This is a genomic window from Micromonospora peucetia (assembly GCF_900091625.1).
In the GTDB taxonomy this organism is placed as follows: Bacteria; Actinomycetota; Actinomycetes; order Mycobacteriales; family Micromonosporaceae; genus Micromonospora; species Micromonospora peucetia.
Genome location: NZ_FMIC01000002.1, coordinates 5,245,059 through 5,271,807, shown reverse-complemented (window position 1 = coordinate 5,271,807; position 26,749 = coordinate 5,245,059). Strand labels below are relative to the sequence as shown.

Genomic DNA, 26,749 nt, shown 5'->3' with positions numbered 1-26,749 from the left:
TCCGGTCCGGCCAACCACCTGGGCGATCCTTGGTCGCAACGAACAATGACCTCTCGGCCCGGCGGGGACAGGATTGGCCGCAACCTCGCTTGCCCCTGAAGGAGAAAACGACATGTCCCCCGTCGAGTCAGTGCCCGCCCCCCAGCACGTCGCCGTCGTCGGCGCGGGGATGGTCGGGCTGGCCACCGCCTGGTTCCTGCAGGAGCGGGGGGTCCGGGTCACCGTGCTCGACCGTACGGGAGTGGCGGCGGGCGCGTCGTGGGGCAACGCGGGCTGGCTCACTCCCGGCATCACCACTCCCCTGCCGGAGCCGGCGGTGCTGCGCTACGGGCTGCGCGCCGTCCTGAGCCCGTCCTCGCCGGTCTACGTGCCGCCGCGCGCGGACCCCCGGCTCCTGCGGTTCCTGGCGGGCTTCGCGCGACACAGCACCCCGTCGAAGTGGCAGGCCGCGATGCGGGCCTTCATCCCGATGAACCGGCGGGCGTTGGAGGCGTTCGACGTGCTGGCGGCCGGCGGGGTCGGGGCGCCGACGCACGAGGCGAAGTCGTTCATCGCGGCATACCGGACCGAGGCCGAGCGGTCGGTCCTGCTCGACGAGCTGGCGCACATCCACGCCGCGGGCCAGGGCATCGAGTTCGACGTCCTGACCGGGGCCGAGGCGCGGGAGGTGGAGCCCTCGCTGGCGGACACCGTCGGCGCCGCCATCCGCCTGCACGACCAGCGCTACATCAACCCCGGGCAGTACGTGCACGCACTGGCCGACTCCGTCCGCGCCCGGGGCGCGGCGATCGTGGCCGGGGTGGACGTCGTGGACGTCCGCGACGAGGGGACCGGGGTCCGGGTGGTGACCTCCGCCGGCACCGACGAGCGCTACGACGCGGTGGTGCTGGCGACCGGCACCTGGCTCGGCCAGTTGGCCCGGCGCTTCGGCGTCCGGACCGTCGTGCAGGCCGGCCGCGGATACAGCTTCAGCGTCGCGATCGAGCACCTGCCGGCCGGTCCGGTCTACTTCCCCGCGCAGCGCGTGGCCTGCACGCCGCTGGACGACCGGCTGCGTGTCGCCGGGATGATGGAGTTCCGCAGCGCCGAGGCGCCGCTGGACCGGCGTCGCATCTCGGCCATCGCCGAGGCCGCGCGACCGCTGCTGCGGGGCGCCGACCTGGATGCCCGCACCGACGAGTGGGTCGGCTCGCGGCCCTGCACCCCCGACGGCCTTCCCCTGATCGGGCGGACCAGGTCACCGCGGGTCTTCGCCGCCGGCGGCCACGGCATGTGGGGCATCACCCTCGGCCCGCTCACCGGCGAGCTGCTCGCCGCGCAGATCACCGGCGACGGGCAGCCCGTGGAGCTCCGCCCGTTCGACCCGCTGCGCTGACGGTGAGTATGGCGGGCCGGTTCAGCAGTGCTGAGCTGATGGCTGGCAGGCGGGAAACGGGCGAGCCGCCCTTCTCCCGCTCGCGGTGCGGAGCGCCGGGCGCGTCTGACTGGACGTTTGTTTCACCTTCGCGCCAGTAGAGACCGATTCGTTGGAAGACCGTCAGTCGGCAGCGAGTTCCAAGCGCGCCGGGATTCTCTTCGGCGAGGGCTCCCCGGCGCCAGCGACAGGAGCGAGGACCGGTTCGATCAGTTCGGTGAGCCGATGGCGCTGCTCCGGGTCCAGCCGGCCGGTTGCCGGCAGCAGCGCGGCCCTGACCTCGCCGTAGAGCCGCTCGGTCAACTCAAGTCCGACCGCGGTGAGGAACACGTCAACGGCTCGGCGGTCCTCGGCACTCTTGCCACGCGCGAGCAGCCCCCGGCGCTCGGCACGGTCAATCAAGCCGGACATCGTCGACTTGTCCAGGCCGAGGAACGCGGCCAACTCGGTCATCCGCGGCCTGCGGTCGCGCAGCAGGCCAAGGACCCGCAGTTGCGTCAATGACAGGTCATGCTCGGCGCCGACCCGGGTGAGCACGCCCATCACCTGAAAGGCGTTGCGGACGAGGGCGTCCACGAGAGGGTCCGCGGAGACTCCAGCCGGCGCATCGGTAGTCATGTCCGCATGCTAGTTGACATGGTTCGCAATACCAACCATCATCACTCTTGTTGGTAATACAAACCATCCGAGGGGAGCCACATGCACGCGGCTGTCATCACCGCCTTGAACACCCCGCCGAGCTACGGCGAGCACCCCGAACCGGTTGCTACCGGCGAGAATGAGATGGTCGTGGAGGTTCTCGCGGCCGGACTGCACCACCTGACGAGGGCAAAGGCCGACGGTTCGCACTACTCCAGCAACGGCGTACTGCCGCTCGTTCCCGGCGTCGACGGCGTCGTGCGCGACAACCAGGGGCGACTTCGCTATGCGGTGCTGGACGACACGGCCCTGGGCACGTTCGCCGAACGAACCGTGATCGACCCGCGCCGCAGCGTTCTCCTGCCGGACAACATCGATCCCGTGCAGAGCGCCGCCGCGATGAACCCCGGGATGTCCTCATGGGTCGCGCTGCGCCGCCGCATCGACTTCCCGAAGGGCCAGCGGGTCCTCGTGCTCGGTGCCACAGGCAGCGCCGGACGGATGGCCATCCAGATCGCCAAGCGATTCGGCGCCGCCGAGGTGATCGCCGCCGGCCGCGACACCGCGCGTCTGGCCACTCTGCCCGCGCTCGGCGCCGACGAGGTGATCACGTTCGACCAGATCGAGCAGGCAGCCGACGTCGATGTCGTTCTCGACTACGTCTGGGGCGAACCCACCGGCCAGGCCATGATCCAGCTGCTCACCGCTCGCACCGACCGCCGCGTCCCGCTGATCTGGATCGAGATCGGATCGATCGCCGGTGACTCCGCACCGGTCCCGTCCGCCGCCCTGCGCGGCGCCCAGCTACAGATCATCGGCAGCGGCATCGGCTCCGTCTCCCCCCACGAATTCATCTCAGAACTGCCGGAGCTGGCCATCGCGGTGGCCGAGGGCGCGATCGAGGTGCGGGCCCGGCGCATCCCACTCGCGGAGATCTCGCAAGCGTGGACCGCCGAGACGGACGAGCGCATCGTCCTGATGCCGTAGTTCGCCTGGAGGACCGCCCCCTCCGGCCGACCCGCCGCTGCCGACCGGCGTACGGCTTACGCCTGTGGGAGGCCCTGCGACAGGACCGGTCGGCACCGGCAAGACAGTCACCTCATGCCCCGGGGCCGCTCCGGTGGCGACAGCGGTCGCTCCACGAGGGTGCTCCGGCCTTCGGCCAGCTGCCCTCACGCGGGGCGATGCCGATGGTGGGTGCCGTACGCCGGCTGTGGGCAGCGCGCTGGCGAGCCACGGGCTGGCAGGTGGCGCAGAACCGGGTCGACGGCCGGTGCGCCAGCTCTTCGATCGGGATGTCGCGGTCACACCCCTCGCAGCCGCCGTAGTGGCCCTGTTCCAGGTAGTGCAGCGCCCGGGCGATGTCACCCAGCGCCCGTCGGGTGGCGGCGGTCAACGCGGAAGCGGCCTCGAGGTCGGCGCCGTCGGAGCGGATCCGGCGGGCCTGCCGGTCCAGCAGCGCCAGCTGGGTGCTGTGCCGCTCGTACTGCTCCTCCAGGACGATCCGCAGCACACCCAGCTCGTCCTGCCTGTTCACGACGTACACGATCGGTTTTTCTCCCTGCTCGGAATGAAAAGAAGGGGCGGAGCGCTGGTGCGCTCCGCCCGCCGGTGCCGGTCCTGTGGATCTCGGCCGGGTGGCGGCGGGCGGCGCTGGAGAGGCATCCGCCGGGTCGGCGGCGCGACGGCGCCCCGGCGGGCGAGGGCGACCGACGGCACGAGGGGGCGGCGGGTGATCGCGCCCGCGACCAGGTGGGTCCGCGGCCCGACCGCCGCAGTCGTACGCGACTGCACGGAAAGGTCCTGGTAGGCCACGGTGCGGGGCTGCCGGAATGGGCCGGGAGCGATCACGGCGCCACCATAGACCGAACGCCCGTGTACCGGCCAGCGGCGCCGGAGTCCCGGCGGCGCGTCGCTGCGCTGCCGCCTCGATCCGGGCGCGTGACCCGGCGCACAGGCCCCGAAAACAACGTGCGCGTGCCGGGCCGGCGCTCTACGGTGCCGCCGTGACCCTCGACATCGTGAGCCTGGCGGACCGCCCCGACCTCGCCGGTCCGCTCGACAAGGACTTCGACGGGGCCTGGCCGCCGTTCATGCTGTGGGACCCGATGGGCGCGGTGTACTACGGCGTCGCCCACGACCTGTATCCCGAGTTCGTGTTCGCCGCCGTAGACCCCGCCGATCCCGGCTGCCCCGTCGCCCGGGCGTACGCCGTACCGTTGCGCTGGACGGAGGACGAGCTTCCCGACGGCGGCTGGGACCGGGTCATCCAGCGGGCCACCATCAACCGCCTCACCGGCACCGCCACGAACATCGTCTCGGCGCTGGAGATCTGCGTCCGGCCCGACCGGCGCGGCACCGGGCTGTCCGCCCTGATGCTCGCCGCCATGCGGGAGGCCGTCGCCCGACTGGGTTACGACACGCTGGTCGCGCCGGTCCGCCCGAGCGGCAAGCACGCCCGGCCCGAACTGCCGATGACGCAGTACGCGGCGCAGGTCCGCGAGGACGGCCTGCCGGTCGATCCGTGGCTGCGGGTGCACGTCCGCGCGGGCGGACACATCGAGCGCGTCGCCGCCAGGTCGATGACGATCACCGGGACCCTCGCCGACTGGCGTCGCTGGACGGGCCTGCCGTTCGACACCACCGGGCCGGTCCACGTGCCGGGGGCCCTCGTGCCGGTGCACTGCGACGTGGCGCACGACCACGCCGTCTACGTCGAGCCCAACGTCTGGGTCCGGCACCGGCTGTAGGCGCTGCCGGCCGCTCACGGCTGGCCGTCTCAGCGGACCTTTCGGAAGAAGTCGCGCACGTCCTCGGTGAACAGCCGGGGCTGCTCCAGGGCGAAGAAGTGCCCGCCCCGGTCGTGCTCCGTCCAGTGCACCACGCGGTGCTCACGCTCGGCGAAGCGGCGGATCGTGACGTCCTTCGCGGTCGACACCAGCACGCCGGTGGGCACCGTGCCGGCGGCGGGGGCCGACCAGCTGGCGGCGGCGTCGCCGTCCGCCCCGGTGTCGCCCCACTCGCCCGCCCCGTCGCTCCACGCGTTCGCGGTGATGTCCTCGTAGTAGACCTGTGCCGCCGATCCGCCCGCGCCGGCCAGCCAGTAGAGGCTGACGTTGGTGAGCAGCCGGTCGGTGTCGACGACGGTGTCGAGGGGCTCGTCGGCGGGGCGGTCGGTCAGGCGGTGGAACATCTCGGCGATCCACGCGAGCTGCCCGGCCGGCGAGTCGTGCAGCCCGTACGCCAGCGTGTGCGGCGACTTGGCCTGGATCTGCAGGTAGCCGTCGTTGTAGCTCGCCATCGCCGCCAGGCGCCGCTGCTCGGCGTCGGTGAGCCCGTCGAGTTCGCCGTCGGCGCCGATCGGGTAGGTGAGCAGCGCGTTGACGTGGACCCCGAGCACGTGCTCCGGGGCCTGCCGGCCGATGGCCGGGGCGACCCAGGAGCCGGTGTCCCCGCCCTGTACCCCGTAGCGCTCGTAGCCGAGCCGGCTCATCAGCCGCACCATCGCCGTGGCCATCGTCTCGCTCCCCCAGCCCGGCCCGGCCAGCGGCGTGGAGAACCCGAACCCGGGCAGGGACGGCACGACGAGGTGGAACGCGTCGGTCGGGTCGCCGCCGTGTGCGCGCGGGTCGGTCAGCGGGCCGATGGCGTCGAGGAACTCCAGGATCGAGCCCGGCCACCCGTGCAGCAGCATCAGCGGCGTCGCGTCCGGCTCGGGCGAGCGGACGTGCAGGAAGTGGATCCGCTGCCCGTCGATCTCGGTGACGAACTGCGGGATCCTGTTCAGCTCCGCCTCGTGGGCCCGCCAGTCGTAGCCGGTGCGCCAGTGCTCGGCCAGACCCTTCAGGTACGCGACGGGCACGCCGCGGCTCCAGCCGACGTCGGGCAGCACGGGCCAGCGGGTGTTCGCCAGCCGGGTGGTCAGGTCGTCCCACTGCTCCTGGGGAATGTCGATGCGGAAGGGGCGGATCTCGGAACGGGAATCGGTCACGGCGACGACATTAGGAGCCGGTTAGGTCAGGATGCTTCCTAACCGGCTGGCATCCTTGTCCTCGTGCTGGAGACGTCGGCTCGCCTGCTGAAACTGCTGTCGTTGTTGCAGACGTACCGGGACTGGTCCGGCGCCGACCTCGCCGGCCGGCTCGGGGTGACCACCCGCACCGTACGCCGGGACGTGGACCGGCTGCGCGAGCTGGGCTATCCGGTGCGCGCCACCCGGGGCATCTCCGGATACCGGCTGGGCGCCGGCGCGGCCCTGCCGCCGCTGCTGCTCGACGACGACGAGGCGGTAGCGGTCGCCATCGGCCTGCGCACCGCCACGGCCAGTTCGGTGACCGGCATCGAGGAGACCGCGCTGCGCGCGCTGGCCAAGCTGGAACGGGTGCTGCCGTCCCGGCTGCGACACCGGGTCACCACCCTGCAACAGGCCACCGTCCGGGTCGCCGACGGGGGCCCACGGGTCGACCCGAGCGTGCTGCTCGCCATCTCCGAGGCCACCGCGCGCCGCGAGCGCCTGCGGTTCGACTACACCAACCACCAGGGCGGCGGGACGGTACGCGACGTCGAGCCGCACACCCTGGTCAACTGGGGCCGGCACTGGTATCTCGTCGCCTGGGACACCGATCGGGACGACTGGCGCACGTTCCGCGTCGACCGGCTGCGCGCCCGCACCCCGAGCGGGCCACGCTTCACCCTGAGGGAGCCGCCCGACGGTGACGTGACCGGGTACCTGTCCCGGCAGTTGTCCACCGGCCCGTGGGCCGTACGGGCGACCGTCACCATGCACCGGCCGGCCGCGACGGTGGCCGACCTGGTGTGGCCGGGAATGGGCGCGGTGGAGCCCGTCGACGACGGCACCTGCCTGCTGCACCTCGGTGCCGATACGGCCGCCGACCTGGCCTGGATGGTCACCTCGGTCGGCGTGGACTTCACCGTTACCGGTCCTCCGGAACTGGTCGACGCGATCCGCGCCCTCGGGGACCGCTGCCGTCGCGCCACCTGACCGGACACCCGCGAGGACCAGCCGTGCCGGGGTTCACGGCGAGGCGGGTGCCGGCCCGGTGTAGCCGCTGTTCCACCGGAACCGGTTGGCCGGCTGGACGTACTCCTCGTTGACGTGCGCGATCCAGCCCGCCGTCCGGGCGACGGAGAAGATCACCTCGGCGGCGCCGGGCCCCATGCCGGTCGCGTGTGCCAGCACGCCGAGCGCGAAGTCGACGTTCGGCGGGGCGTCCCGGCGTGCCGCCGTGCCGGTCAGGTCGTCGACGGCCCGCCGCAGGTCGCCGTCGACCGGCAGGTCCGCGACGAGACCGAGCAGGGCGGCGCCCCGCGGGTCGCCCTGCGGATAGAGCGGGTGCCCGAACCCGGGCAGGCCGCCGGTCCGCAGCCACTCGGCGATCACCGCCGGCGCCCCTTCCCGCCGGGCCGCCCCGATCATCCGGTGGACACCGCTGCCGATCGCCCCGTGCATCGGTCCGTCCAGCGCGCCGAGACCCGCCAGCACCGCCGCGTAGGGGTTCGCCCGGGTCGAGGCGGCGACGCGTACCGCAATGGTCGACGCGGCCAGGTCGTGGTCGGCGAGCAGGACGAGTGCGGCGTTGAGCGCCCGGAGACCGGGCGCGGTCGGCGGCGTGCCCGTCAGCCGCGACCACAGGCGGGCGGCGACACGCTCGTCGGAGGGTGCCTGCCCGGCGACGGGCAGGGCATCGACCATGGTCGACAACAACGCCGGCGCGAGAGCCGTCACCGTGGCGGGCGCCAGGTCGAAGCGCAGCGGGTCCATCGCGGCTGCGACGGCCACGACCACCGGCAGCCGGTCGAAGAGTCGGGCCCGGGCGGGCAGGTGGCTGCTCGCCAGCCTGGCCCGGTCGAGAGTCTCCACGGATGCCGCGAAGGTCTCCCGGCGCCGCTCACCCGTCCACAGCCAGTACGCGATCTCCTCGAACGGGGTCTCCGGCGCCAGCTTCGCGACATCCAGTCCCCGGTAGTGCAGCCGCCCGTACGCGATCAGGGTGGTGGCGGTCCGCATCGCCGGGGCGGCGTCGCGGTCCGGCCGGGTCGCCTGCGTGCGGGCGGCGAGCCGCTCGACGTCGGCCAGCCGGAACCGGCTGGTCCGCTCGCCGGGGACCTTGACCCGGGCCAGTAACCCCCGGCTGACGTACGCGTAGACCGTCTCTGGCTTGACGCGCAGGCGAAGTGCCACCTCGGCGGTTGTCAGCAGCTTTTCCCCGGACATGTGGTCATGGTCTCATGTTGACTGGATCAACATTGACTGTGTTCGTCCGTCGGCGGGACGCTGCCCGCATGCCTGACACCATCACCGTTCCGCGCGGGCTCGCCGGCGTCGTGGTCACCGACACCACGATCGGCCGCGTCCGCGGCGCCGAGGGCTTCTACCACTACCGGCAGTACTCGGCGATCGACCTGGCCGAGCACCGCACGCTGGAGGATGTCTGGGCGCTGCTCGTCGACGGCTGCCTGCCCGCCGATCCCACGGCGGCACACCGGGAGATCGCGCCGCTGCGCCACATCCCGCCCGCCGTCGCCGCCGCGCTGCCCGACATCGCCGCGGCATCGACGTCGCCGGACCCGATGGGCGGGCTGCGGGCCGCGCTGGCCGTCGCCGGCCTCGCCGCCGGGGCCCGCCCGCTGTACGACACCTCGCCGGCCGAACGCCGGGCACAGGCGATGGCGCTCTGCGCCCTCACCCCCAGCCTGTTGGCCGCCCTGTTCCGGCTGCGGGCGGGGCTGGAGCCGATCGAGTCGCGCGACGACCTGTCACACGCGGCGAACTACCTGTACATGATCACCGGCGAGGAGCCGTCCGCACCGCACGCCCGCGCGATCGAGCGCTACCTGATCGCGACCGTCGACCACGGCTTCAACGCCTCCACCTTCACCGCCCGCGTCATCGCCTCCACCGGCGCCGACATCTACGCCTGCGTCGGCGGCGCCCTCGGCGCGCTCTCCGGTCCGCTGCACGGCGGCGCCCCCAGCCGGGCCCTCGACACCCTCGACGCCATCGGCTCCGTGGACCGGGCCGACGCGTGGCTGCGCGCCCGCATCCTGAACGGCGAGCGGATCATGGGGTTCGGGCACCCCGTCTACCGCACGGAGGACCCCCGGTCGCGCATGCTCAAGGGGGTCGCCCGATCTCTCGGCGGCGAACTGGTGGACTTCGCCACGGCCGTCGAGGAGCGGGTCCTGTCGCTGTTGGCGGAGCTGAAGCCGGGCCGCGAACTGCACACCAATGTGGAGTACTACGCCGGCGTCGTCATGCACCTGTGCGGGCTGCCTCGGGAGATGTTCACCCCCACCTTCGCGACCAGCCGGGTCATCGGGTGGTGCGCGAACGTGCTGGAGCAGGCCGAGGACTCGAAGATCATCCGGCCGGACTCACGGTACGTGGGCCCCCGCCCGCCCCAGCCGCTGCCGGCCGAGGCCGCACCGCCAATGGGCCAGGTGTACTCGCCACCGAGGTCGTGAACCCCGGCGGCACGGGCCTCGGCGGGTTGCCTGCCGTACGACATTTCCGACGCCCACCGTCACGCCAGACCGGGTTGGTACTCGCCTTCCAGCACCGCCAGGTCTGGTTCACCGAACTCAGCCACCATGAACATGAATCGAGTTGCCTTGTCTTCGCCGAAACGCCGCACGCCGGCCAGGTAGGAGTTGGCGCTCACGAACGTCGGCGGGCTCGTCTTGCTGTGGAACTTGTCGGCGTACATCACCAACCGCTCTTCGTCGGTCTCGGCGAGGTAGTTGCCGACCGGTAGCGGGAGTCCCTGCTGGAGAACATCCTCGCGCGACAGTCCGACTCCGGTGTGATGAGAACAGAACCTGCACAGCGCCTCCGGAAATCCGAGGTCGCGTAGAAGTTCATAGCCGAGGACGCCGTGGCGTACGTAGTTTTTCTGATCCAGCACGCCAGAAGGGCCGTACAGGCGGTAGACGCCGATGTCGTGGAGCAGGCTTCCGGCGCGCACGAGCTCGACGTCGAGGGCGTGCGCCCCCAGACCGTCGAGGAGTTGCTCAGCCAGGCCGCAGACGATCCGACAGTGAGTGTGGACGAGATCGAAGGCCTCAGGGGTGGGCGCGTAGCGCTCGTGCAGCGCGCGGATCTGCCTGTCGGTGGGAACTGCGACCCGGAGATCAGTCATCGGAGTACCGGCCGTCCACGCCGTCGCACGGCACGCCGATGCTTAGATGCACCTGAGCCTGCCCGCCGCCCGAACGAACCACCACCGGTACGCAGCCCGGTTGCGCGACCCAGGTCCCGCCGGCGAAGGCCAGCCACTGCGTCCGACCGGCGACCGGCGGGCAGGCGCCCACGCGTACGTTCACCGCGGGCACGGCCGAGTGGCCCCAGCCGATGCGCGCCCTGTCCTCCCAACCGGGCGCCACTCGAAGATCGACCACCGCGCCGGACCGCACCACCAGTCCCCACTTGGCGAACAGACGCGCAGCAGGATCGGCCTCCCCCGATTCCGCCGCCTGCAGAACCGTCCGGGTAGGTACCGCCACGTCCCCCACGACGACCCGGTATCCGTCCGGGGGCTGCGGCGCGGCGTCGATCGAGTCCGCACACGACACCTGTCCCGGGCCACCGGCGGTCGGGGCCGGCGCACCGGTGGCGGCGCCGACCGAGGTGGCAGCTCCCGGCGAGGGCCGGGGGCCATGGTCCGCGTCCGGTGAGGACGTGCAGGCGGTCACCGGCAGGACCACCCAGACGATGAGCAGGACGTGCTTCCGCCAGCCCCGCATGGACACATGCTGTCAGGTCTCCCCCCGCCCGTCGACGAAGCGACGGACGACCGCCCACGCATCGGGCTGCCGGCGAGCAACGGCAGTGCCGACCAACTCGGCCAAGCGGGCTCGGAGACAGGCGGTGCGCCGTAGGCTGCCTGAGGTGAGGTGGTCACGATCCCTCGTCGCGCCGGTGGCGACCCTGACCCTGGCGCTGACCGCGTGCCCGGCCGGGCCGAACCCGCCGGCCGGTGCGCCGGCCCGCTCCGCCGAGGTGGCGGCCCCCTCGTCGCCGGTCGGGCCCGCCGAGATCACGTTGGCCTTCGCGGGTGACGTGCACTTCGCGGGCCGTACGGCCGGCCTGCTGGACGTCCCGACGACCGCGTTCGGGCCGATCTCGTCGACGCTGTCCGCCGCGGACCTCACGATGGTGAACCTGGAGACCGCGGTCACCACGCGTGGCTCCCCCGAGCCGAAGCAGTTCCTGTTCCGGGCACCGACGACCACCTACGACGCGGTGCGGGCGGCCGGGGTCGACGTCGTGTCGATCGCGAACAACCACACGCTGGACTACGGACGGGACGGACTCGCCGATACCGTCGACGCGGCGAAGGCCGCCGGGGTGCCGGCCGTCGGAGCGGGTGTCGACGCGGCGGCGGCGTACGCGCCGTGGATCACCCGGGTCAGCGGTACGCGCATCGCGTTCCTCGCCTTCAGCCAGGTCGACGAGCTGTGGTCGGAATGGAGGGCCACGGAGACCCGGGCCGGCATCGCGATGACGAGGGACCTTCCCCGTGCGGTCGCGGCGGTGCGAGCCGCGCGGCAGCGGGCCGACGTGGTCGTCGTCTACGTCCACTGGGGCACGGAGGGTGCCGCGTGCCCGCCCGCCGAGGCGCGCGCTTTCGCCGACGAGATTGCCCAGGCGGGCGCTGACATCGTCGTCGGCACCCACGCCCACCTGCTGCTCGGCGACGGCTGGATCGGCAGGACCTTCGTCCAGTACGGGCTGGGCAACTTCCTGTGGTGGCGGAACGACGCGTACAGCAACGACACCGGCGTGCTGCGGGTGACCCTGCGCGGTGCGGAGATCGTGAAGACGGCGCTGGTGCCGGCGCTGATCTCCCGGCGCACCGGCCAGTCCCAACTCGCGGGCGGGCAGGACGCGACCCGTATCCTCCGCGAGTACGCGGATCTGCGCGGCTGCACCGGGCTCGCCGCGTCGCCCACGGGGTAGTTCGCAGGTCGCCTCCCCGGCCCCGCGCCCGGCGAGGCTGGTGAGGGCCGTTGACCGGGGTCAGCCGGCGGCGAGTTCGGCGAACCAGCGCCGGCCCGCCGCGAACGTTTCCCGAACCCTCAGCCCGGACGCCCCGGCGGCGACGTGCACGGCGACGGTGTCCAGCCGCGCCCACCGGAACGCCCCGCTGCGCCGCAGTTCGCCGTCGGGTGAGCGGGACCCCACCTGGGCGTACCCGCGCCAGAGTCCGGGGCCGGGAGGTTCGAGTTCGACGACGACGGTCCCTCGGGCATGGACCAACTGCCGGCACCGGGCGAGCAGCGCGACCGGATCGCCGCCGATGCCGATGTTGCCGTCCATCAGCAGGACGTGAGCCCACCGTCCCTCGGCCGGCAGGGGCGTGAAGACGTCCTGGTGAACGGCGACCGCCCCGCGTGCCCGGGTTAGCCGCACCGCGCGCGCGGAGACGTCGACGCCGACCGCGGCGTGCCCGGCCCGGCTGAGCGCGAGGGTGAGCCGGCCGGGTCCGCAGCCGACGTCCAGCGCCGGGCCGGCGCACCGGGCGACGACGTCCGCCAGCGCCGGCTCGGCCGGGCCCTGCCAGCGGTGCACGGGCAGCGGGTCACACCGGCCGTCGCTGTGATCGAGCCAGTGCCCGCCGGGCCGCGCCGCGAGTGCGGCGGCGAAGACGTCGCCGCCGGTTGCGGCGCTCTCGTCCCGGTGGTCCCCCGGCCCGCCGGTCGAACCGGCGCCTGCTTCCGTATCGCCTGGCCCAGCCGCCTGCCCGGCAGCGCGCACCGTCACGGGAGGCCGCCGGGAACGAGGGTGGGGCGGAGTGTCGCGACCTGGCGAGCGAACCGGCTTTCCGTGGCCTCGGCGGCCACCGCCAGTGCGTCCGTCCAGACGTCGACGTCGCGCAGGACGGGCAGGGGCGCGACCCGCAGCCCTCGCCCGACGAGCGCCGCCCAGGTGTGTCGCGCGGTCTGCGGGGTGGACATCGGCACGTCGCGGAGGGCGACGGCGTGCCGGGGCTCGCGAAGCCCGAGCGCCCACCAACCGCCGTCGACGGCGCGGCCGAGCACCGCGTCGGTCGACGCGAGCCGGTGGATCGCGGCGCGCAGCCGCGCCGGGGTCAGCTGCGGGGTGTCCATGCCGACCTGCACCACCTCCTGCCCCGGAAAGGACTCCGCGACGTCCGCGTACGCGTTGGTGAGCCGCTCGCCGAGCCCGCCGCCCCGCTGTGGCAGGACGGACCAGCCGACCAGGGCGGCCGAAAGCTCGTCGCCGGCCTCGGCGTCCTCGATACGTCCCGACAACGCCAGCACGGCCGTCACGCCAGGCGTCGCCCGCGCGGCGTCGATGGTGTCCAGCAGGGCGGCGGCGGCGAGCCGCGCCGCCTGCCCCGGGGTGGCCGGTGGACCGAGCCGGGTCTTCACCGCGCCCGGCACGGGCGCCTTGGCCATCACCAGCAGCACGGTCATCGCGATCGTCCCACGTCGCGCAGCACCCCGGCGAAGTCGCGGGTGGCGCGCAGGGTTCCGCGGACCGAGCCGGACACCTTGGACCGGGTGCCGGCGGCCCGCGGGGCGTACCTGACGTCCAGCTCGTGGATCCGCCAGCCGGCGGCGGCGGCCCGGATCAGCAGCTCGAGCGGGTAGCCGAAGGCCCGGTCGGTGACGCCGAGCGCGAGCAGCGCGTCGCGTCGGGCCACCCGGATCGGGCTTAGGTCGCGCAGCGGCACGCCCCGCTGCCGCAGCAACGCCGCGATCAGGGCGGTACCGGCGCGGGCGTGCCACGGCCACACCCCGGCGACGACCGGCCGGCGCCGCCCCACCGTCAGGTCGGCGGCTCCGTCGGCCACCGGGGCGACCAGGGCGGGCAGTTCGGCAGGGTCGAAGGAGCCGTCGGCGTCCAGCACACACACCAGGTCCGCCTCGGCCGCCTCCAGCCCGGCGTGCACGGCGGCACCGTAGCCGCGGCGCGGCTCGCGCACCACCCGGGCTCCGTACCGGGTGGCCACCTCGGGCGAGCCGTCCCGGGAGCCGTTGTCCACCACGATCGCCCGATATCCGGGCGGCAGCGCGGTGAGCACACCCGGCAGGGCCGCGGCCTCGTCCAGGCACGGCAGCACCACGTCGATCAGTGTCGGCATACCGTTGACGCTAGGACGCCGCCCGGGTCCCGGTGGGCAGATCGGGCCATACCGATTTTTTGGTACCCAGTCGGCCTTTAACAGACAGTTACGTTCGGTTGTTCGGCTGACATCGGTCGGCCTCAGGCCGTACCGTCCGGTCAACATGGGAACGACCACCGCGCCGCCGGACACCCCCGGTCGGACGTCGACCCGCCGGCGGCATCTCGACCTGGCCGTGCTGGGCGTCGAGGCGGCCCTGGTCGCCGTCGCCACGGCGGTCGGCGCGGTCCTCAACGCCCGCGGCGTGGGTCTGCACGCGGACGCCGCCCCGCTGTACGCCACCTGGCAACCGCACGCCGGCTGGGGCACGCCCGCCGCCGTGCTGGTGGCGGGCGGAGTGATCGGTCTCGGGGTGCGCTGGGCCCGGACCGCCCGCTGGGTCCCGCTGCTCGGCGTGGCCTGGCTGGCATCGACGGCGTGGACGCTGTCGCTGGCGTTGGTGGACGGCTGGTCGGCCGGGCTCACCGAACGGCTCACCCCACAGGCGGAGTACCTGCACGAGGTGCCCGGGACCACCGACATCCCGGCGATGCTGGCCGGTTTCACCGGCCGGATCCTCGACTTCCAGCCCGACTCGTGGTCCACCCACACCGCGGGTCACCCGCCCGGGGCGCTGCTGGTCTTCGTCGGGCTGGACCGGATCGGGCTGGGCGGCGGCACGGCCGCCGCGCTGGCGTGCGTACTGGTCGGCGCGACCGTCACCGTCTCGGTGCCGGTGGCGCTGCGGGCGCTCGGCGCCAGCGGGGCCGCCCGCGCCGTCCTGCCGTTCCTGGTGCTGCTGCCGGGCGCGGTCTGGGTGGGCGCCTCCGCCGACGGCATCTTCGCCGGCGTGGTCGCCGCCGGTCTGGCCCTGCTGGCGGTACGCGGTCGGGTGGCGCCCGCCGTCGGCGGGCTGCTGCTGGGCTTCGCGCTGCACCTGTCGTACGGCTTCGTCCTGGTCGGCCTGCTGGCGCTGGCCGTGCTGGTCCTGCGGCCGGCGGACCGGATCGCCGCGCTGTGCGCCGGCCTCGCGGGCGTCGCGGCGGTGGTGGCCGCGTTCGGGCTCGCCGGCTTCCGGTGGTGGGACGGCTATCAGCGCGTGGTGGAACGCTACTACCAGGGCTGGGCGGCCGACCGCCCGTACGGCTACTGGGTGTGGGCGAACCTGGCGGCGCTGGTGCTCTCCGCCGGCCCGGTACTCGGGCCGGCGCTGTGCCGCGCGGTGACGGCCGCTGTCGCGGTGGCGCGGTCCGTGCCGACCGGCCCGCGCGGGCCGGCCCGCCGCCGGTTCGCCGTGCCGGCCGTGGCCGGGCGGGCCGGCGGGCCCACGGTGCTGCTGCCGGTGGCCGCGGCAGTGGTGGTGCTCGCGGCGGACCTGTCCGGGCTGAGCAAGGCGGAAGTGGAACGGATCTGGCTGCCGTTCGTGGGCTGGCTGCTGATCGCCGCCGCCCACCTGCCCCCGGCCACGCGCCGCTGGTGGCTGGCCGGGCAGGCCGCGACCGCGCTCGCGGTCAGCCACCTGGTCTGGACGGTCTCCTGAAGCGCACTGGCGACCGCTCAGGCCGGCAACGCAGCCGGCTCACGCAGCGGATCGGTCGCGAAGGCCGCGACCCCCTGGGCGAACCCGACCCGCGCGGTGTAGCCGAGCAGTTCGGCCGCCCGGGCGGGGTCGGCGACCACGTGCCGCACGTCGGCCGACCGGGCGCCGCCGACGACCAGCGGCGCCGGCCCGCCCATCGCCGTGGCGAGGGTGGCGGCAAGCTCGCCGACGGTGCGCGGCGCACCGGAACAGATGTTGACCGGCACCAGTTCCCCCGGCGGGGGCGTGCCCAGCGCGAGCAGGTTGGCCCGCGCCACGTCGGTGACGTGCACGAAGTCCCGGCGCTGCCGGCCGTCCTCCAGCACCCGGGGCGGCCGGCCGTCGGCCAGCGCGGACCGGAAGATCGAGGCCACTCCGGCGTACGGGGTGTCGCGGGGCATCCGGGGACCGTAGACGTTGTGGTAACGCAGCGCCCACACACCTCCGCCGGTCTGCCGCGCCCAGGCGCCGGCCAGGTGCTCCTGGGCCAGTTTGCTGGCGGCGTACGTGCTGCGTGGCTCCAGCGGGGCGTCCTCCGGGACCAGCGCCGGGGTGAGGACGGCGGCGCAGCGCGGGCACGTCGGGTCGTACCGGCCGGCGGCCAGGTCGGCGGGGCGGCGGGAGGCGGGACGGACGACCCCGTGCGAGGCGCACTCGTAGCGTCCCTCGCCGTAGACGACCATCGAACTGGCCAGCACCAGGCGGGTCACACCGGCCCGGTGCATGGCGGTGAGCAGGACCGCCGTGCCGTAGTCGTTGTGACTGGCGTACGCCGGAGCGTCCGACGGGTCCAGCCCGTGGCCGACCATCGCCGCCTGGTGGCAGACCACGTCGACCCCGCGCAGGAGCCGGTCGAGCAGCTCGGCGTCGCGGACGTCACCGACCACGGGATGGTGCCGCCGGGACCATTCGGGCAGCTCTCCCCCGTGTGCCTGGGGTAGCAGCGCGTCCAGTGCCACCACCTCGTGCCCCTCGGCGGCGAGCAGGTCGACGACCTGCGACCCGATGAAGCCGGCGGCGCCGGTGACCAGTAACCGCATGCCGCTCAGCGTAGGTCGGCGGACGGCGGTGGCGGGCCGGGTCACGGCAGGCGTAAGAAACTCGAAACATCGCCCCACCCGGAGTACCCCGGGGTTCATGAACTGCCGGAATCCCACAACCACACCCCTGTGCCCCGCACCGCCTCTACCCTGCGGTCAGTGGGCCCGCGCGGGCGTCACCGGCGCCGCGGCCCGGCCATGCCTGGCGCGGGCGGCTCTGCCGACCCGACGTGTTCCCGCGACTCCCAGAAGGAATCCACGGCCGGGGGGACATCCCGTCGACAGCCGTTGAGGAGGATCGGTGGGCACCGACAGCGCCACCCCCGCCGGGAACCCTTCCGACCGGCCGACGCGGGCCGGGACCACACAGCGTCCGGCGCCCGGCTTCCCTCGGCGGTGGTGGCGCTTTCTGGCAGCGCATCCCCCGCCTGGCCTCGCGAGGATCGCCGACCGGTGGCGCAGTCCGCTGCGCGGCCCCTGGCTCACCGCTGTCTTCGGGGTGGTCCTGCTCGCCACGCTGCCGCTCGTGATCATCACCGGGTTGCTCGACTATCTCGCCTACGGCCCGCAGTTCGGCCAGGCGTTGCCTCGCGACGTCGGCTGGCTGCGGCTGCCGCAGTTCGACTGGCCGACCCGCCCGGCCTGGCTGTTCCGCCTCACCCAGGGGCTGCACGTGACGCTCGGGATCGTGCTGATCCCGGTGGTGCTGGCGAAACTCTGGTCGGTGATTCCGAAGCTGTTCGACTGGCCGCCGGCCCGGTCGGTGGCGCAGGTGTTGGAGCGGCTGTCCCTGCTCCTGCTGGTCGGCGGCATCCTGTTCCAGATCGCCACGGGGCTGCTGGACATCCAGTACGCGTACCTGTTCGGGTTCGACTTCTACACCGCCCACTACTTCGGCGCCTGGGTGTTCACCGCCGCCCTGGTCGCGCACGTGGCCCTCAAGCTGCCCCGGATGCTCTCCGCGCTGCGGTCGGGCCCCCCGCGCGCCGCGCTGACCACCCCGCGCGCCGCCACCCGACCCGAGCCGCCGGACCCGGACGGTTTGGTGGCCAGCCACCCCGGGCCGGCGACCGTCAGCCGGCGCGGGGCCCTCGCCCTGGTCGGCGGCCTGTCCCTGCTGCTGGGGGCGCTCACCGTCGGGCAGAGCCTCGACGGGGTGTGGCGGCGTACCGCTCTGCTGCTGCCCCGGGGCCGGCAGCCGGGCGAGGGACCGAACGGTTTCCCGGTCAACCGCACCGCCGCCGCGGCCGGCGTCGGGGCCGCCGACGCCGGACCGGGCTGGCGGGTGACGTTGCGCGCCGGCGAACGGGTGGTCGCCCTCGACCGCGCCGCGTTGCTGGCCATGGCCCAGCACACCGCCCGGCTGCCGATCGCCTGCGTCGAGGGGTGGTCGACGGTGCAGACCTGGACCGGCGTACGCCTGAGCGACCTCGCCGCCCTCGTCGGGGCGGGCACGCCCGCCTCCGCCCACGTCCGCTCCCTGGAGAAGTCGGGACTCTTCAACCAGGCGACCCTCCAGGCCAACCAGGTGCTCGACCCCGACTCCCTGCTCGCCCTGGGCGTCAACGGCGCCGACCTCTCCCTCGACCATGGCTACCCGGCCCGGATCATCGTGCCCGCCCTGCCCGGGGTGCACTGCACGAAGTGGGTCGGCGAGATCGAGTTCCGGACGCGTACCGATGGCTGAGCCTCGGGCCCGGTTCCGGACCGCGTACGGCGCCGGCGCGCGGCACCTGCTCCTGCTCGCCGGCTGCTTCGCCGTCACCGGATGGGTGGTCCTCCGGGTCGCCGGCGAGCCGGGATCCGTCACCCTGCTGCTCTGGTTCGTCGGCGCGGCGGTCGCCCACGACCTGGTCCTGTTCCCGGTCTACGCGTTGGCCGACCGGGGCCTGCGGCGGGCCCTGCGGAACCGGTCGGCGGTGCCGGCGTCCGGGCCGTCGCTGCTTAACCACCTCCGCGTGCCGGCGCTGGCCGCCGGGCTGTTGTTCCTCGTCTACCTCCCCGGCATCCTCAGGCAGGGCCGGGAGACCTACGCCGCCGCGACCGGTCAGGACCAGCAGCCCTTCCTGGTCCGCTGGCTGCTGCTCAGCGCCGCCCTGTTCCTGGCCAGCGGCATCCTCTACGCGCTCCGGCGGCGGGCGCGGTCGCTTGCCGCGCCGGGCGGCCGGTAGCCGCCGCTGTCCGTCGCCGCGAAGAATCATCGTGGCCCACGGCTCGGCGGAATCACGCTGCCCTGAGCAGAATCGCTCGCCTTCCGGGCCGGGCCGGCGGAGGCTGGCCGCATGGCAACGGGCTTCAGCGGCGAGGTGGCCACCTACTACGCGAGACACCGGCGTGGATACCCGCCGGAGGTGCTCGACGCCGTCGTCGGGGCCTTCGGTCTCGACAACGGCGACACCGTGATCGACCTCGGCTGCGGGACCGGCCAACTGAGCCTGCCGCTCGCCGCCCGGGTCGGCGCGGTCGTCGGCGTGGATCCGGAACCGGACATGCTGACGTTGGCCCGTCGGGCCGCCGTCGACACGGGGGTGGCCAACGCCGCGTGGCTGCTCGGCGCGGACAGCGACCTGCCCGCCCTGGGCCGGCTGCTGGGAGACGGGACGGTCGGCGCCCTGTCCGTCGCCGTCGCGATCCACTTCATGGACCGCGAGACGCTGTTCCGGGCCGCCCGGCCGCTGCTGCGCCCCGGAGGTGGGGTCGTCGTGATCACCAACGGCGCGCCGCTGTGGTCGCAGGACGCCGAGTGGTCCCGGGCACTGCGCGGATGCCTGGAGGATCTGCTCGGGCACCCCGTCACCGCGACCTGCCAGACCGACGACGCCGGCCGCCGGCACAACCGGGACGCCCTCGTCGCCGCCGGCTACCGGGTGGTGGAGTCGTCGGTGGCGTACGCCGCTCCGCTCACCGTCCACGACATGGTCGGCGGCGTCTTCTCCGCGATGTCACCCGAACTGCTGCCCTCCCCGGAAGGCAGGGCCGCGTTCACCGCCGGGGTCCGCGACGCCCTCGGCGGGCGGGACACGGTCACCGAGCGGGTCCACGTCTCGCTTCAGTTCGGGCTGCCCGACTGACGTATCCGGGGCATCCAGGTCGTGCGGGCGGTCTGACCGGCGGGCACCCTCGCGCGACACAGGGGCCCCGCCGAAGTGGCGGAGGCCCCTGCGTCAACGCCTGGTCGGTGCCCGGTCAGCACCAGCCGTTGATCGCCCCGTTCAACCCGGTCCACAGGTAGGCGTCGGACACCCAGGTCCCGTCGCTCAGCCGGTTCCACAGCGCGGTGGTGCCGTACCGCCCGGTGTGCGAGGTGCCGTTGGCGGAGCAGGAGACGGTGACCGTGGCGCCGTCGCCCACCGATCCACGTACGGCGTAGCCGGTGCCGGGCCCGGCCCGCTTGGTCAGCGTGCCGCCACCGTTGGCGTCGACCACGGCCTGGTTGAAGCCCAGCGCCCCGTAGTTGTAGAGGCCGCCGCCAACACCGGCCCAGGCCGAGCCGTGCCGCGCGCCGCCCTGGTAGGCACCGGCGCCGTTGGTGATCTCCCATTTGCCGATGCCGTGGCCGGCGATGGGCACGTACGCGCTGTTCTGCCGCAGACCGAAGTGGACGTGCCGGCCGGTCGCCGACCCGCCGCAGGTGACGTCGGTGCCGGTGTAGCCCAGGTACGCGCCCTGGCCGACGGCGGCGCCGTTGACCGAGATGCTGCTCCACAGGTGGTAGTAGTCGGTGGAGTAGCCCCGGTCGTGGATCACCCGGATCCACCCCGTGCACATCGTGTACGCCGTACCGGCCCGCGCCGCGCGGACCACCTGGTCGCCGCCGGCCAGGTCGATCGAGCTGTACGGCGCGCCGCTGCCCCAGCCGTGCGGGCCGCCGGTCAGCGTCCACGTCTGACCGACCGCGAACGGCAGTGCCATCCCGGTCCGGTAGTCGCCGCCCGCCTGCATGGTGCTCGGGGTGCGGGCGAAGACCGCCTTCTCCTGCTTGTTCACCAGGGGCGACTCGGCGGCCAGCTCGCTGAACCCGGCTTCGCCGTCGAAGTTCACCCGCCACGTGCCGGCCTCGGCCCGGGCGATGAAGACCGCGCCGGTCGGGTGCTGGTCCTTCTCGTGCGAGGCGACGGCCACGGCGGTGCCGAAGGCCCACTGGCTGTTCTTGCGGGTGACGGTGACCCGGGTGTCAGACTCGTCGGCGTGTTCCGCCGTGGCCCGGGCCTGCCCGACCAGCTTGGCGGTCACCGCGTCCTCGACGTTCACCCGGACCGGGTCCGGCGTGGGCGCGGCGGCGTGCGCGGCGGTGCCCGCGACCAGGATCTCCGTCGCCAGCAGGGCCACGGCGATGCCGCCCCATCGTCTGATGCGCACCATGGACGACCTCTTTCAAATCGAAGGACATCGCTAAGTGGTGCTGACGATAGACAGAACGAGGAATATTGTCTACATGTTGACCTGCCGGCAACGAAAATATGTTTCAGCACCGCGAACCCGGCCGACGGGACGGCGGTGGCGCGGGGCAGGCGCGTTGCCGCTCTGCCGGTGGCGGCGTCTACCGGCTGGTGGCGGGGGCCGGCTCGGGGACGAGGGTGGCCTGGCTGCGGTGCGCGACCGGAATGATCAGCGCCGACGCGACCAGCGCGGCGACCGCGATGCCGAGCCAGCCCCAGAAGCCGAAGGCGATGACCAGGCCCGACAGCGCGGCCGGTCCGATGATGTTCTGGGTGATCACGTGCAGGTCGAACGCGCCCAGGTACTCGCCCTGCGCGTGCTCGGGGGCGAGGCCGAACGCGAGGCCCCACCCCGAGGCGGCCTGCATCACCTCGGCGACCGACAGGATCAGCACCCCGGCGACGATCGCGACGCACACCAGCACGACGTTGTCTTCCAGGGCGGTCAGCGCGATGACGGCGCAGCCGCCGGCCAGCCAGTAGCCGGAGCGCCGGGCGAGCCTGCCGGCACCCTCCACGGTGTCCGCGCCACGGCTGGCCCGCACCTGGAACAGGATGACGAACACCGTGTTGAAGATGAGCAGCAGCGGGACCAGGAAGTGCGGCAGCGAGGTGCGGTTGAGCGCCCACAGCGGCATCGTGACCAGGATGACGGTGACGTGGGAGGCGAGCACCGTCGAGACGCCGATGACGCAGAGGAAGCGTGGGTCGCGTACGGCGGCGAAGCGCTTGAAGCCCACCGGGACCGGACGTGAGGGCGCGTCGGGCAGGCGGGTGACCAGCAGCGCCGCGCCGGCCATCAACGCGGCGGTGGTGAGCGGGATCAGCACGAGCAGCCGCTGGCTGAGCGCGGCGACGGCGGCCACCCCGATGCCGATGCTGAAGCCGATGTTGAACACCGACCGCATCATGGCCTTGAGCTTGACCCGTTCCTCGGCGGGCACGAGGTTGCCGATGAGAGCTCCGTTGGTCGGGCCGGTGCCGTACTCGAGGAAGCCGACGGCGACCACCAGGGCGAAGAAGTGGGCCGCGTTGTCCACCAGGGCGTAGAGACCGAAGCCCACCGCCAGCGCGGCGAACAGGATGACGAGCAGCCGGCGCGCGCCCACCCGGTCGGCGATCACGCCGAACAGCACCGACGAGATGAACGCGGACAGGCCGGCCGCGGAAAGGCCCAGGCCGACCTGCTTGGCGTCGAGTCCGACGCGGAGCGTGAAGTAGACGACGCTGCCGCTGAGGAAGACTCCCTTGCCGATCGATTCGGCCAGCCGGATCGCGATCAGTTTCCTGCGTAGCGGATCGGTCGGCACCAAACGGGAAGAATAATCAATCAATCGGGACGACGCCATATTTGCACATCCTGGTGTGATGGAGCGGGTCCCGTCAATACTCTCGGCGCCAACGCCGGGCAGGACAGGGCGTTCGGCCGACCTGGCACGGGACGACTTCCCGGCCCACCAGGGAATCTCTCCCGTGGACGCCCGGCACGCCACACGCTAGCCGCAGGTCAGGGCCGTGTGGCGGGCCGTCAGGGCGGGGCTGCGGGCACCTCGTCCCGGCATTCCCGTTCTGTCGGGGCGTGCTCCATTCAAACCGACAATCGCCTTCGACGCTTTTCATTTAATTGGTCGCAAAGAACACGTCAGAAGATTGACATGGCTTGGGTGCGACCATGTTCTTGCGTTGTCCTGCCGCCCGTCAGAGAATATTCACGCCGATCAGGGGTCGGCGATTTGCGACGCCCTCAACAGAGCAGGGCGCCGCGTGCCAGTCAGAACAGTGGGGTGTGGTGATGGTGAGCGTTGGCTCGACCTCGGAACCGGCTCATACGACGAGGCTGGACCCGGGAGATGTCACGCACGGCGCAACACGCCGCGCCGTGACCGTTGTGCTGGCCGACGCCCAGCCGGTGGTGCGCAGGGGCCTGCACGCCCTGCTGTCCCCCTCGGCCGAGGTCACCGTGGTCGCCGAGGCGGGCACCACACGGGAGGCGATGAGATCGACGGCGTCGCTGCGCCCCGACGTGCTCGTGCTCGACATCGAGCTGCCGGGGTTCCAGGTGGGAGTGACGCTGCAGGAGATCGCCCGCATGTCGCCCTCGACCGCGGTACTGGTCTTCACGGCGGTCGAGGACGAGGGGGCAGTCTTCGCGGCCATGCGGGCGGGCGCCCGGGGCTACGTTCTCAAGAGCTGCCCGGGCGACGGCATCGTGCGGACGATCCGGGGCATCGCGACGGGCGAGATGATCCTCGGCCCCCGGGTGGCCGACCAGATCGTCCGGCAGCTCGGCCGGGAGCCGCGCAACCAGCAACTCTTCCCGGAGCTCACGACGCGCGAGCGACAGGTGCTGGAGCTGATCGCGTCCGGCATGCGCAACGGAGCGATCGCCACCCGGCTGAACCTCTCGCCGAAGACGGTCAGCAACCACATCTCGACGATCTTCAGCAAACTCAACGTGTCGGACCGGTACGAGGCGATCGAGGTCGCCCGCAAGGCCAGGCTGGAACGCGTCGGGCCGTACGGGTCGGGTCCCGACCCGACGCCCGCTGGCAGCGTCCCGCCGGTCAACGGGCGGGGCGCCGCGCCCCTGCCGCAAGCGGGCAGCTCCGCCGCGTACGCCGGCGCGCAACCGATGGAAAGGTGAGCGGGATGGCCCTGGATCTGGAAGCGATCGCGAACCGGCTGGAGCCGCGGTTCGGCAAGGCGGCGCGGCGCTGGGTCGGCACGCTGACCGAGCGGCTCGACGAGCTCGTCGCGCAGTGGGGGCTCGACCTCGGCGACCAGCTCAAGTCCGGCAACTCCTCCGTGGTGTTCCGGTGCCGCCCCCGCAGGGCGAGGCGGTGCTGAAACTGTCGCCCGACAGCTACGCCGTGCGGGAGGAGGTCGACATGCTGCGCCAGTTCACGCCCAGCGGGCGGGTGCCGGCGGTGCTGGCGACGGCCCGCGGCGCGGTGCTGCTCGAGTCGATCCACCCGGGCACGCTGGTGGAGAAGATGCCGCAGCCGCCGTCGCCGCGGGAGTACGCCGGATTCCTCAACGACCTGCACGGCGCCGGGGATCCGGCCACCGCGCCACGGCGGCTGGAGGACTGGGTCGACGTGCTGTTCAACTCGGCGGCGCAGCGGGGCGCCGACCTCGCCGAGTCGAAGCGGCTACGCGACGACCTGTTCGCGGAGCCCACCGACACCGTGCTGCTGCACGGCGACCTGCACCTGGGCAACGTGCTCAGCGGTGGCGCGAAGGGCCTGGCGGCCATCGACCCGATGGCCTGCGCCGGCGACCCGTGCTTCGACGCGGTCGACTACGTGCTGGAGGGCCTGGACCGCGCGGAGATGCTGCGCCGGCGCGACGAGCTGGCCGAGGCGGCCCGCATCGACGTGCGACGGCTCGACACCTGGTGCCGGGTGACCGCCCCGATCGGAGCGACGTACGTCAGCAACCCGGGACACTCCGCGGAGCTGGCCGCCTTCGGGCGCGGCGAATACTAGCGCGGGGCGGTGCGGGAGGCGACGGCTCGCCGGAAATGCGAGAGGCGCCGGCGGCCGGCCGCGCCACCAGCGGCGGCGGTCAAGGGCGATCGGTGTCAGCGTTGTTGTGGTCCCTGCAAGCCTTGAAGGAGCAGCTCGATGAGGCGGCGTGGGTCATAGCGTGGGTCACTGTCGTGTCCGATGCAGAGATTGCCGACCCCGCGCATGAGTTCGTAGGCGTGGATGCCGGGCCTGATCTCGTCGGCGTCGGCGGCGGCCTGCAGTAGCTGTGCACAGACGGGAACGAGCCGGTCGAGGAAGTGTTTGTGCAGAGCTTGGAAGCCGCCGCCGTCCGATTGCAGGGCGTTGGCCAGCCCGTGCTTGGTGACCAGGAAGTCGGCGAAGAGATCGACCCATTGGCGCAGCGCCGCGAACGGTGAATCGGCTGCTTCCAGCAGAGCCGGGCCTGCTTCGGCGCAGCTTTCCACCTGGTGGCGGTAGACAGCGACGACGAGATCTGCCCGAGTCGGGAAATGGCGGTAGATCGTCCCGATTCCGACGCCTGCCCCGGCGGCGATCTCGCGGATCGGCGCGTCCACGCCAGAGGTGACGAACACGGCGGCGGCCGCGTCGAGCAGCGCCTGCTCGTTGCGCACCGCATCGGCGCGCCTGCTTCGGGCTGGCATGTGCGCAGGCTGACTCATGTGACCGCGTCGCCCTCCAGGCAGCGTTTGACTAACCGGAACGATGTTCCGTATTGTTGTGGAACAACGTTCCGCTTCGAGTCTAGCGTTAGCGTTCCCGCCGCCGCACCCGCAGCCGGCCGAGGGCCGACAGCGAATCCATGAAAGGGAATGCATGCCATGAGCCAACCGGCACCGACTCCCGTCTTCTCGATCAGCCCGGTGGTGCTACCCGCTCCCGGCCGCGCCGTGGACCTGCAGGTGCGGGTCTCCGCTCCCGTAACCGGAAGCAGCTTGCCGATCATCCTGCTCTCACACGGTCTGGGCTTTTCCCACCACCTGTCCTCACTCAACGGCTACGCGCCGCTGGCCAACTACTGGGCGGCGCACGGCTTCGCCGTCATCCAGCCCACCCATCTGGACTCCAGGACGCTCAGCCACAATCCCGCCGTCAACCCCGGTGGCGGTTACGACCCGCGGCACTGGCGGACGCGGGCCGAGGACATGAGCCGCATCCTCGACCAGCTCGACGTCCTCGAAGCCGCCGTCCCGCAACTGGCCGGACGCCTAGCCCCGGAAAAGGTCGCCGTGGCCGGGCACTCCATGGGCGGGCACACCGCCAGCCTGCTGCTGGGCACGCGACTCACCGATCCCCACGACGGAACGCTCATGAACCTGACCGACCCGCGGATCAAGGCGGGGCTGCTGCTTGCCGCGACCGGCCGTGGCGGCGACGCGGTCACCCCGACCGCGGCCGAGAACTACCCGTTCCTGACGACCACGGACTTCTCCGCGATGGCCGCGCCTGCCCTCGTGGTCGTCGGCGACAAGGACAACTCCGCCTTCCTCACCGTCGCGGGCCCGGATTGGCACGCCGACCCGTACCACCTCGCCCCGGGGCCCAAATCCCTGCTTACCCTGTACGGCGCAGAGCACGGCCTCGGCGGGGTCTCTGGATACGACGTCGCCGAAACCACCGACGAAAACCCCAACCGGGTCGCCACGATCGCCCAGCTCACCAGTGCGTACCTCCGCAGCCAGCTCCACCCCGGCGACTCCGCCTGGCAAACCGCACTTGACGCGATGACAGCCGAACCCGACCCGCCAGGACACATCGACTCCAAATAGGCCAGCACCGGGCCCGTCAAGTATCTACGGTCCGGAAGGGCGCAGCGTCTACGTCCGGGCAAAGCCGCGGTTACGCCTGGTGTCTCAGCGGCGGAGACCACCCCCCGCTCGGCCCTGGGTCCGACGGCTGACCCGTGGGACCGGGGGGCCGGGGCGCGTCCGGGGACGAGCATCGCGGTGTCCGGCACCCGACCGGGAGGTTTTCCCT

27 protein-coding genes are annotated in these 26,749 nt (G+C 72.8%); 14 read left to right on the top strand and 13 right to left on the bottom strand.

Annotation, left to right across the window (positions count from 1 at the left end):
- Positions 1–112: 112 nt before the first annotated feature.
- Positions 113–1,375 carry an NAD(P)/FAD-dependent oxidoreductase gene (locus tag GA0070608_RS23830; protein ID WP_091630715.1) on the top strand — a complete coding sequence of 421 codons (1,263 nt, stop codon included), beginning with the start codon at positions 113–115 and terminating at the stop codon, positions 1,373–1,375.
- A gap of 162 nt (positions 1,376–1,537) precedes the next feature.
- On the opposite strand, the gene GA0070608_RS23825 is transcribed toward GA0070608_RS23830, so the two are convergent.
- Positions 1,538–1,990 (bottom strand): MarR family winged helix-turn-helix transcriptional regulator, encoded by a 453-nt coding sequence (locus GA0070608_RS23825; protein WP_245715904.1) that lies wholly within the window; start codon positions 1,988–1,990, stop codon positions 1,538–1,540.
- Positions 1,991–2,113: 123 nt separating this feature from the next.
- Between GA0070608_RS23825 and GA0070608_RS23820 the strand changes: the two genes are divergently transcribed.
- On the top strand, positions 2,114–3,040 hold the full coding sequence (locus GA0070608_RS23820; RefSeq protein WP_091630713.1) for a quinone oxidoreductase family protein: 927 nt from the start codon (positions 2,114–2,116) through the stop codon (positions 3,038–3,040).
- A 112-nt stretch (positions 3,041–3,152) separates the two neighbouring features.
- Here the strand turns inward: GA0070608_RS23820 and GA0070608_RS23815 are convergent, their stop codons facing one another.
- Positions 3,153–3,590: a TraR/DksA C4-type zinc finger protein gene (locus GA0070608_RS23815; RefSeq protein WP_141719539.1), complete on the bottom strand. Its 438-nt coding sequence runs from the start codon at positions 3,588–3,590 to the stop codon at positions 3,153–3,155.
- A gap of 469 nt (positions 3,591–4,059) precedes the next feature.
- Between GA0070608_RS23815 and GA0070608_RS23810 the strand changes: the two genes are divergently transcribed.
- On the top strand, positions 4,060–4,803 hold the full coding sequence (locus GA0070608_RS23810) for an N-acetyltransferase (protein ID WP_091630711.1): 744 nt from the start codon (positions 4,060–4,062) through the stop codon (positions 4,801–4,803).
- A 29-nt stretch (positions 4,804–4,832) separates the two neighbouring features.
- Here the strand turns inward: GA0070608_RS23810 and GA0070608_RS23805 are convergent, their stop codons facing one another.
- The gene (locus GA0070608_RS23805; RefSeq protein WP_091630710.1) at positions 4,833–6,044 is read right to left on the bottom strand and encodes an epoxide hydrolase family protein; all 1,212 of its coding nucleotides are present in this window, start codon (positions 6,042–6,044) and stop codon (positions 4,833–4,835) included.
- A 63-nt stretch (positions 6,045–6,107) separates the two neighbouring features.
- On the opposite strand from GA0070608_RS23805, the gene GA0070608_RS23800 reads away from it, so the two are divergent.
- Positions 6,108–7,055 (top strand): helix-turn-helix transcriptional regulator, encoded by a 948-nt coding sequence (locus GA0070608_RS23800; RefSeq protein ID WP_091630709.1) that lies wholly within the window; start codon positions 6,108–6,110, stop codon positions 7,053–7,055.
- Positions 7,056–7,088: 33 nt separating this feature from the next.
- Here the strand turns inward: GA0070608_RS23800 and GA0070608_RS23795 are convergent, their stop codons facing one another.
- A complete protein-coding gene (locus GA0070608_RS23795; RefSeq protein ID WP_091630708.1) occupies positions 7,089–8,288 on the bottom strand; it encodes a citrate synthase in 1,200 nt (399 codons plus the stop codon).
- 68 nt (positions 8,289–8,356) lie between these two features.
- Here GA0070608_RS23795 and GA0070608_RS23790 point away from each other — a divergent pair, with 68 nt between their 5' ends.
- Positions 8,357–9,538 carry a citrate synthase gene (locus tag GA0070608_RS23790; RefSeq protein WP_091635996.1) on the top strand — a complete coding sequence of 394 codons (1,182 nt, stop codon included), beginning with the start codon at positions 8,357–8,359 and terminating at the stop codon, positions 9,536–9,538.
- Between the two features lie 59 nt (positions 9,539–9,597).
- Here GA0070608_RS23790 and GA0070608_RS23785 read toward each other — a convergent pair whose 3' ends face one another.
- Both GA0070608_RS23785 and GA0070608_RS32780 read right to left on the bottom strand, forming a co-directional pair.
- Positions 9,598–10,212, bottom strand: a complete 615-nt coding sequence (locus GA0070608_RS23785; protein ID WP_091630707.1) for an HD domain-containing protein — start codon at positions 10,210–10,212, stop codon at positions 9,598–9,600.
- Complete coding sequence (locus GA0070608_RS32780) at positions 10,205–10,816, bottom strand: hypothetical protein (protein WP_176733820.1); 612 nt, start codon at positions 10,814–10,816, stop codon at positions 10,205–10,207. The genes GA0070608_RS23785 and GA0070608_RS32780 overlap by 8 nt, the downstream gene beginning before the upstream one ends.
- A 145-nt stretch (positions 10,817–10,961) precedes the next feature.
- Between GA0070608_RS32780 and GA0070608_RS23775 the strand changes: the two genes are divergently transcribed.
- Positions 10,962–12,032: a CapA family protein gene (locus tag GA0070608_RS23775; RefSeq protein WP_176733819.1), complete on the top strand. Its 1,071-nt coding sequence runs from the start codon at positions 10,962–10,964 to the stop codon at positions 12,030–12,032.
- A 60-nt stretch (positions 12,033–12,092) separates the two neighbouring features.
- Here the strand turns inward: GA0070608_RS23775 and GA0070608_RS23770 are convergent, their stop codons facing one another.
- From GA0070608_RS23770 to GA0070608_RS23760, 3 genes are read right to left on the bottom strand one after another with little or no spacing between them, the layout of a single operon-like run.
- A complete protein-coding gene (locus GA0070608_RS23770; protein ID WP_245715903.1) occupies positions 12,093–12,836 on the bottom strand; it encodes a class I SAM-dependent methyltransferase in 744 nt (247 codons plus the stop codon).
- The gene (locus GA0070608_RS23765; protein WP_091630704.1) at positions 12,833–13,513 is read right to left on the bottom strand and encodes a TIGR04282 family arsenosugar biosynthesis glycosyltransferase; all 681 of its coding nucleotides are present in this window, start codon (positions 13,511–13,513) and stop codon (positions 12,833–12,835) included. The genes GA0070608_RS23770 and GA0070608_RS23765 overlap by 4 nt, the downstream gene beginning before the upstream one ends.
- A complete protein-coding gene (locus tag GA0070608_RS23760) occupies positions 13,510–14,184 on the bottom strand; it encodes a glycosyltransferase family 2 protein (RefSeq protein ID WP_091630703.1) in 675 nt (224 codons plus the stop codon). Before GA0070608_RS23760 ends, GA0070608_RS23765 begins: the two co-directional genes overlap by 4 nt.
- A 145-nt stretch (positions 14,185–14,329) precedes the next feature.
- Here GA0070608_RS23760 and GA0070608_RS23755 point away from each other — a divergent pair, with 145 nt between their 5' ends.
- Positions 14,330–15,745: a hypothetical protein gene (locus GA0070608_RS23755; protein ID WP_411970731.1), complete on the top strand. Its 1,416-nt coding sequence runs from the start codon at positions 14,330–14,332 to the stop codon at positions 15,743–15,745.
- A 17-nt stretch (positions 15,746–15,762) separates the two neighbouring features.
- On the opposite strand, the gene GA0070608_RS23750 is transcribed toward GA0070608_RS23755, so the two are convergent.
- Positions 15,763–16,824, bottom strand: a complete 1,062-nt coding sequence (locus GA0070608_RS23750; RefSeq protein WP_091630702.1) for an NAD-dependent epimerase/dehydratase family protein — start codon at positions 16,822–16,824, stop codon at positions 15,763–15,765.
- Positions 16,825–17,125: 301 nt separating this feature from the next.
- Here GA0070608_RS23750 and GA0070608_RS23745 point away from each other — a divergent pair, with 301 nt between their 5' ends.
- The 3 genes from GA0070608_RS23745 (at position 17,126) to GA0070608_RS23735 (ending at position 19,895) form a co-directional block, all read left to right on the top strand.
- Positions 17,126–18,511: a molybdopterin-dependent oxidoreductase gene (locus GA0070608_RS23745; protein WP_176733818.1), complete on the top strand. Its 1,386-nt coding sequence runs from the start codon at positions 17,126–17,128 to the stop codon at positions 18,509–18,511.
- The gene (locus tag GA0070608_RS23740) at positions 18,504–18,995 is read left to right on the top strand and encodes a hypothetical protein (RefSeq protein ID WP_091630701.1); all 492 of its coding nucleotides are present in this window, start codon (positions 18,504–18,506) and stop codon (positions 18,993–18,995) included. The genes GA0070608_RS23745 and GA0070608_RS23740 overlap by 8 nt, the downstream gene beginning before the upstream one ends.
- A 111-nt stretch (positions 18,996–19,106) precedes the next feature.
- On the top strand, positions 19,107–19,895 hold the full coding sequence (locus GA0070608_RS23735) for a class I SAM-dependent methyltransferase (RefSeq protein ID WP_091630700.1): 789 nt from the start codon (positions 19,107–19,109) through the stop codon (positions 19,893–19,895).
- A 115-nt stretch (positions 19,896–20,010) separates the two neighbouring features.
- On the opposite strand, the gene GA0070608_RS23730 is transcribed toward GA0070608_RS23735, so the two are convergent.
- Both GA0070608_RS23730 and GA0070608_RS23725 read right to left on the bottom strand, forming a co-directional pair.
- Entirely contained in the window at positions 20,011–21,186 is a 1,176-nt protein-coding gene (locus tag GA0070608_RS23730) for a M23 family metallopeptidase (protein WP_091630699.1), read from the bottom strand.
- A gap of 178 nt (positions 21,187–21,364) precedes the next feature.
- The gene (locus GA0070608_RS23725; protein WP_176733817.1) at positions 21,365–22,573 is read right to left on the bottom strand and encodes an MFS transporter; all 1,209 of its coding nucleotides are present in this window, start codon (positions 22,571–22,573) and stop codon (positions 21,365–21,367) included.
- 569 nt (positions 22,574–23,142) lie between these two features.
- Here GA0070608_RS23725 and GA0070608_RS23720 point away from each other — a divergent pair.
- From GA0070608_RS23720 to GA0070608_RS23715, 3 genes are read left to right on the top strand one after another with little or no spacing between them, the layout of a single operon-like run.
- The gene (locus tag GA0070608_RS23720) at positions 23,143–23,907 is read left to right on the top strand and encodes a LuxR C-terminal-related transcriptional regulator (protein ID WP_218107570.1); all 765 of its coding nucleotides are present in this window, start codon (positions 23,143–23,145) and stop codon (positions 23,905–23,907) included.
- A 5-nt stretch (positions 23,908–23,912) separates the two neighbouring features.
- Positions 23,913–24,110, top strand: coding sequence for a hypothetical protein (locus GA0070608_RS32775; RefSeq protein ID WP_176733816.1), 198 nt, complete (start codon positions 23,913–23,915; stop codon positions 24,108–24,110).
- On the top strand, positions 24,080–24,751 hold the full coding sequence (locus GA0070608_RS23715) for an aminoglycoside phosphotransferase family protein (protein WP_176733815.1): 672 nt from the start codon (positions 24,080–24,082) through the stop codon (positions 24,749–24,751). Before GA0070608_RS32775 ends, GA0070608_RS23715 begins: the two co-directional genes overlap by 31 nt.
- 95 nt (positions 24,752–24,846) lie before the next feature.
- Here GA0070608_RS23715 and GA0070608_RS23710 read toward each other — a convergent pair whose 3' ends face one another.
- Complete coding sequence (locus GA0070608_RS23710; RefSeq protein WP_091630696.1) at positions 24,847–25,434, bottom strand: TetR/AcrR family transcriptional regulator; 588 nt, start codon at positions 25,432–25,434, stop codon at positions 24,847–24,849.
- A 150-nt stretch (positions 25,435–25,584) separates the two neighbouring features.
- Here GA0070608_RS23710 and GA0070608_RS23705 point away from each other — a divergent pair, with 150 nt between their 5' ends.
- Entirely contained in the window at positions 25,585–26,541 is a 957-nt protein-coding gene (locus GA0070608_RS23705) for an alpha/beta hydrolase family protein (protein ID WP_091630695.1), read from the top strand.
- The last annotated feature ends 208 nt before the right edge of the window (positions 26,542–26,749 follow it).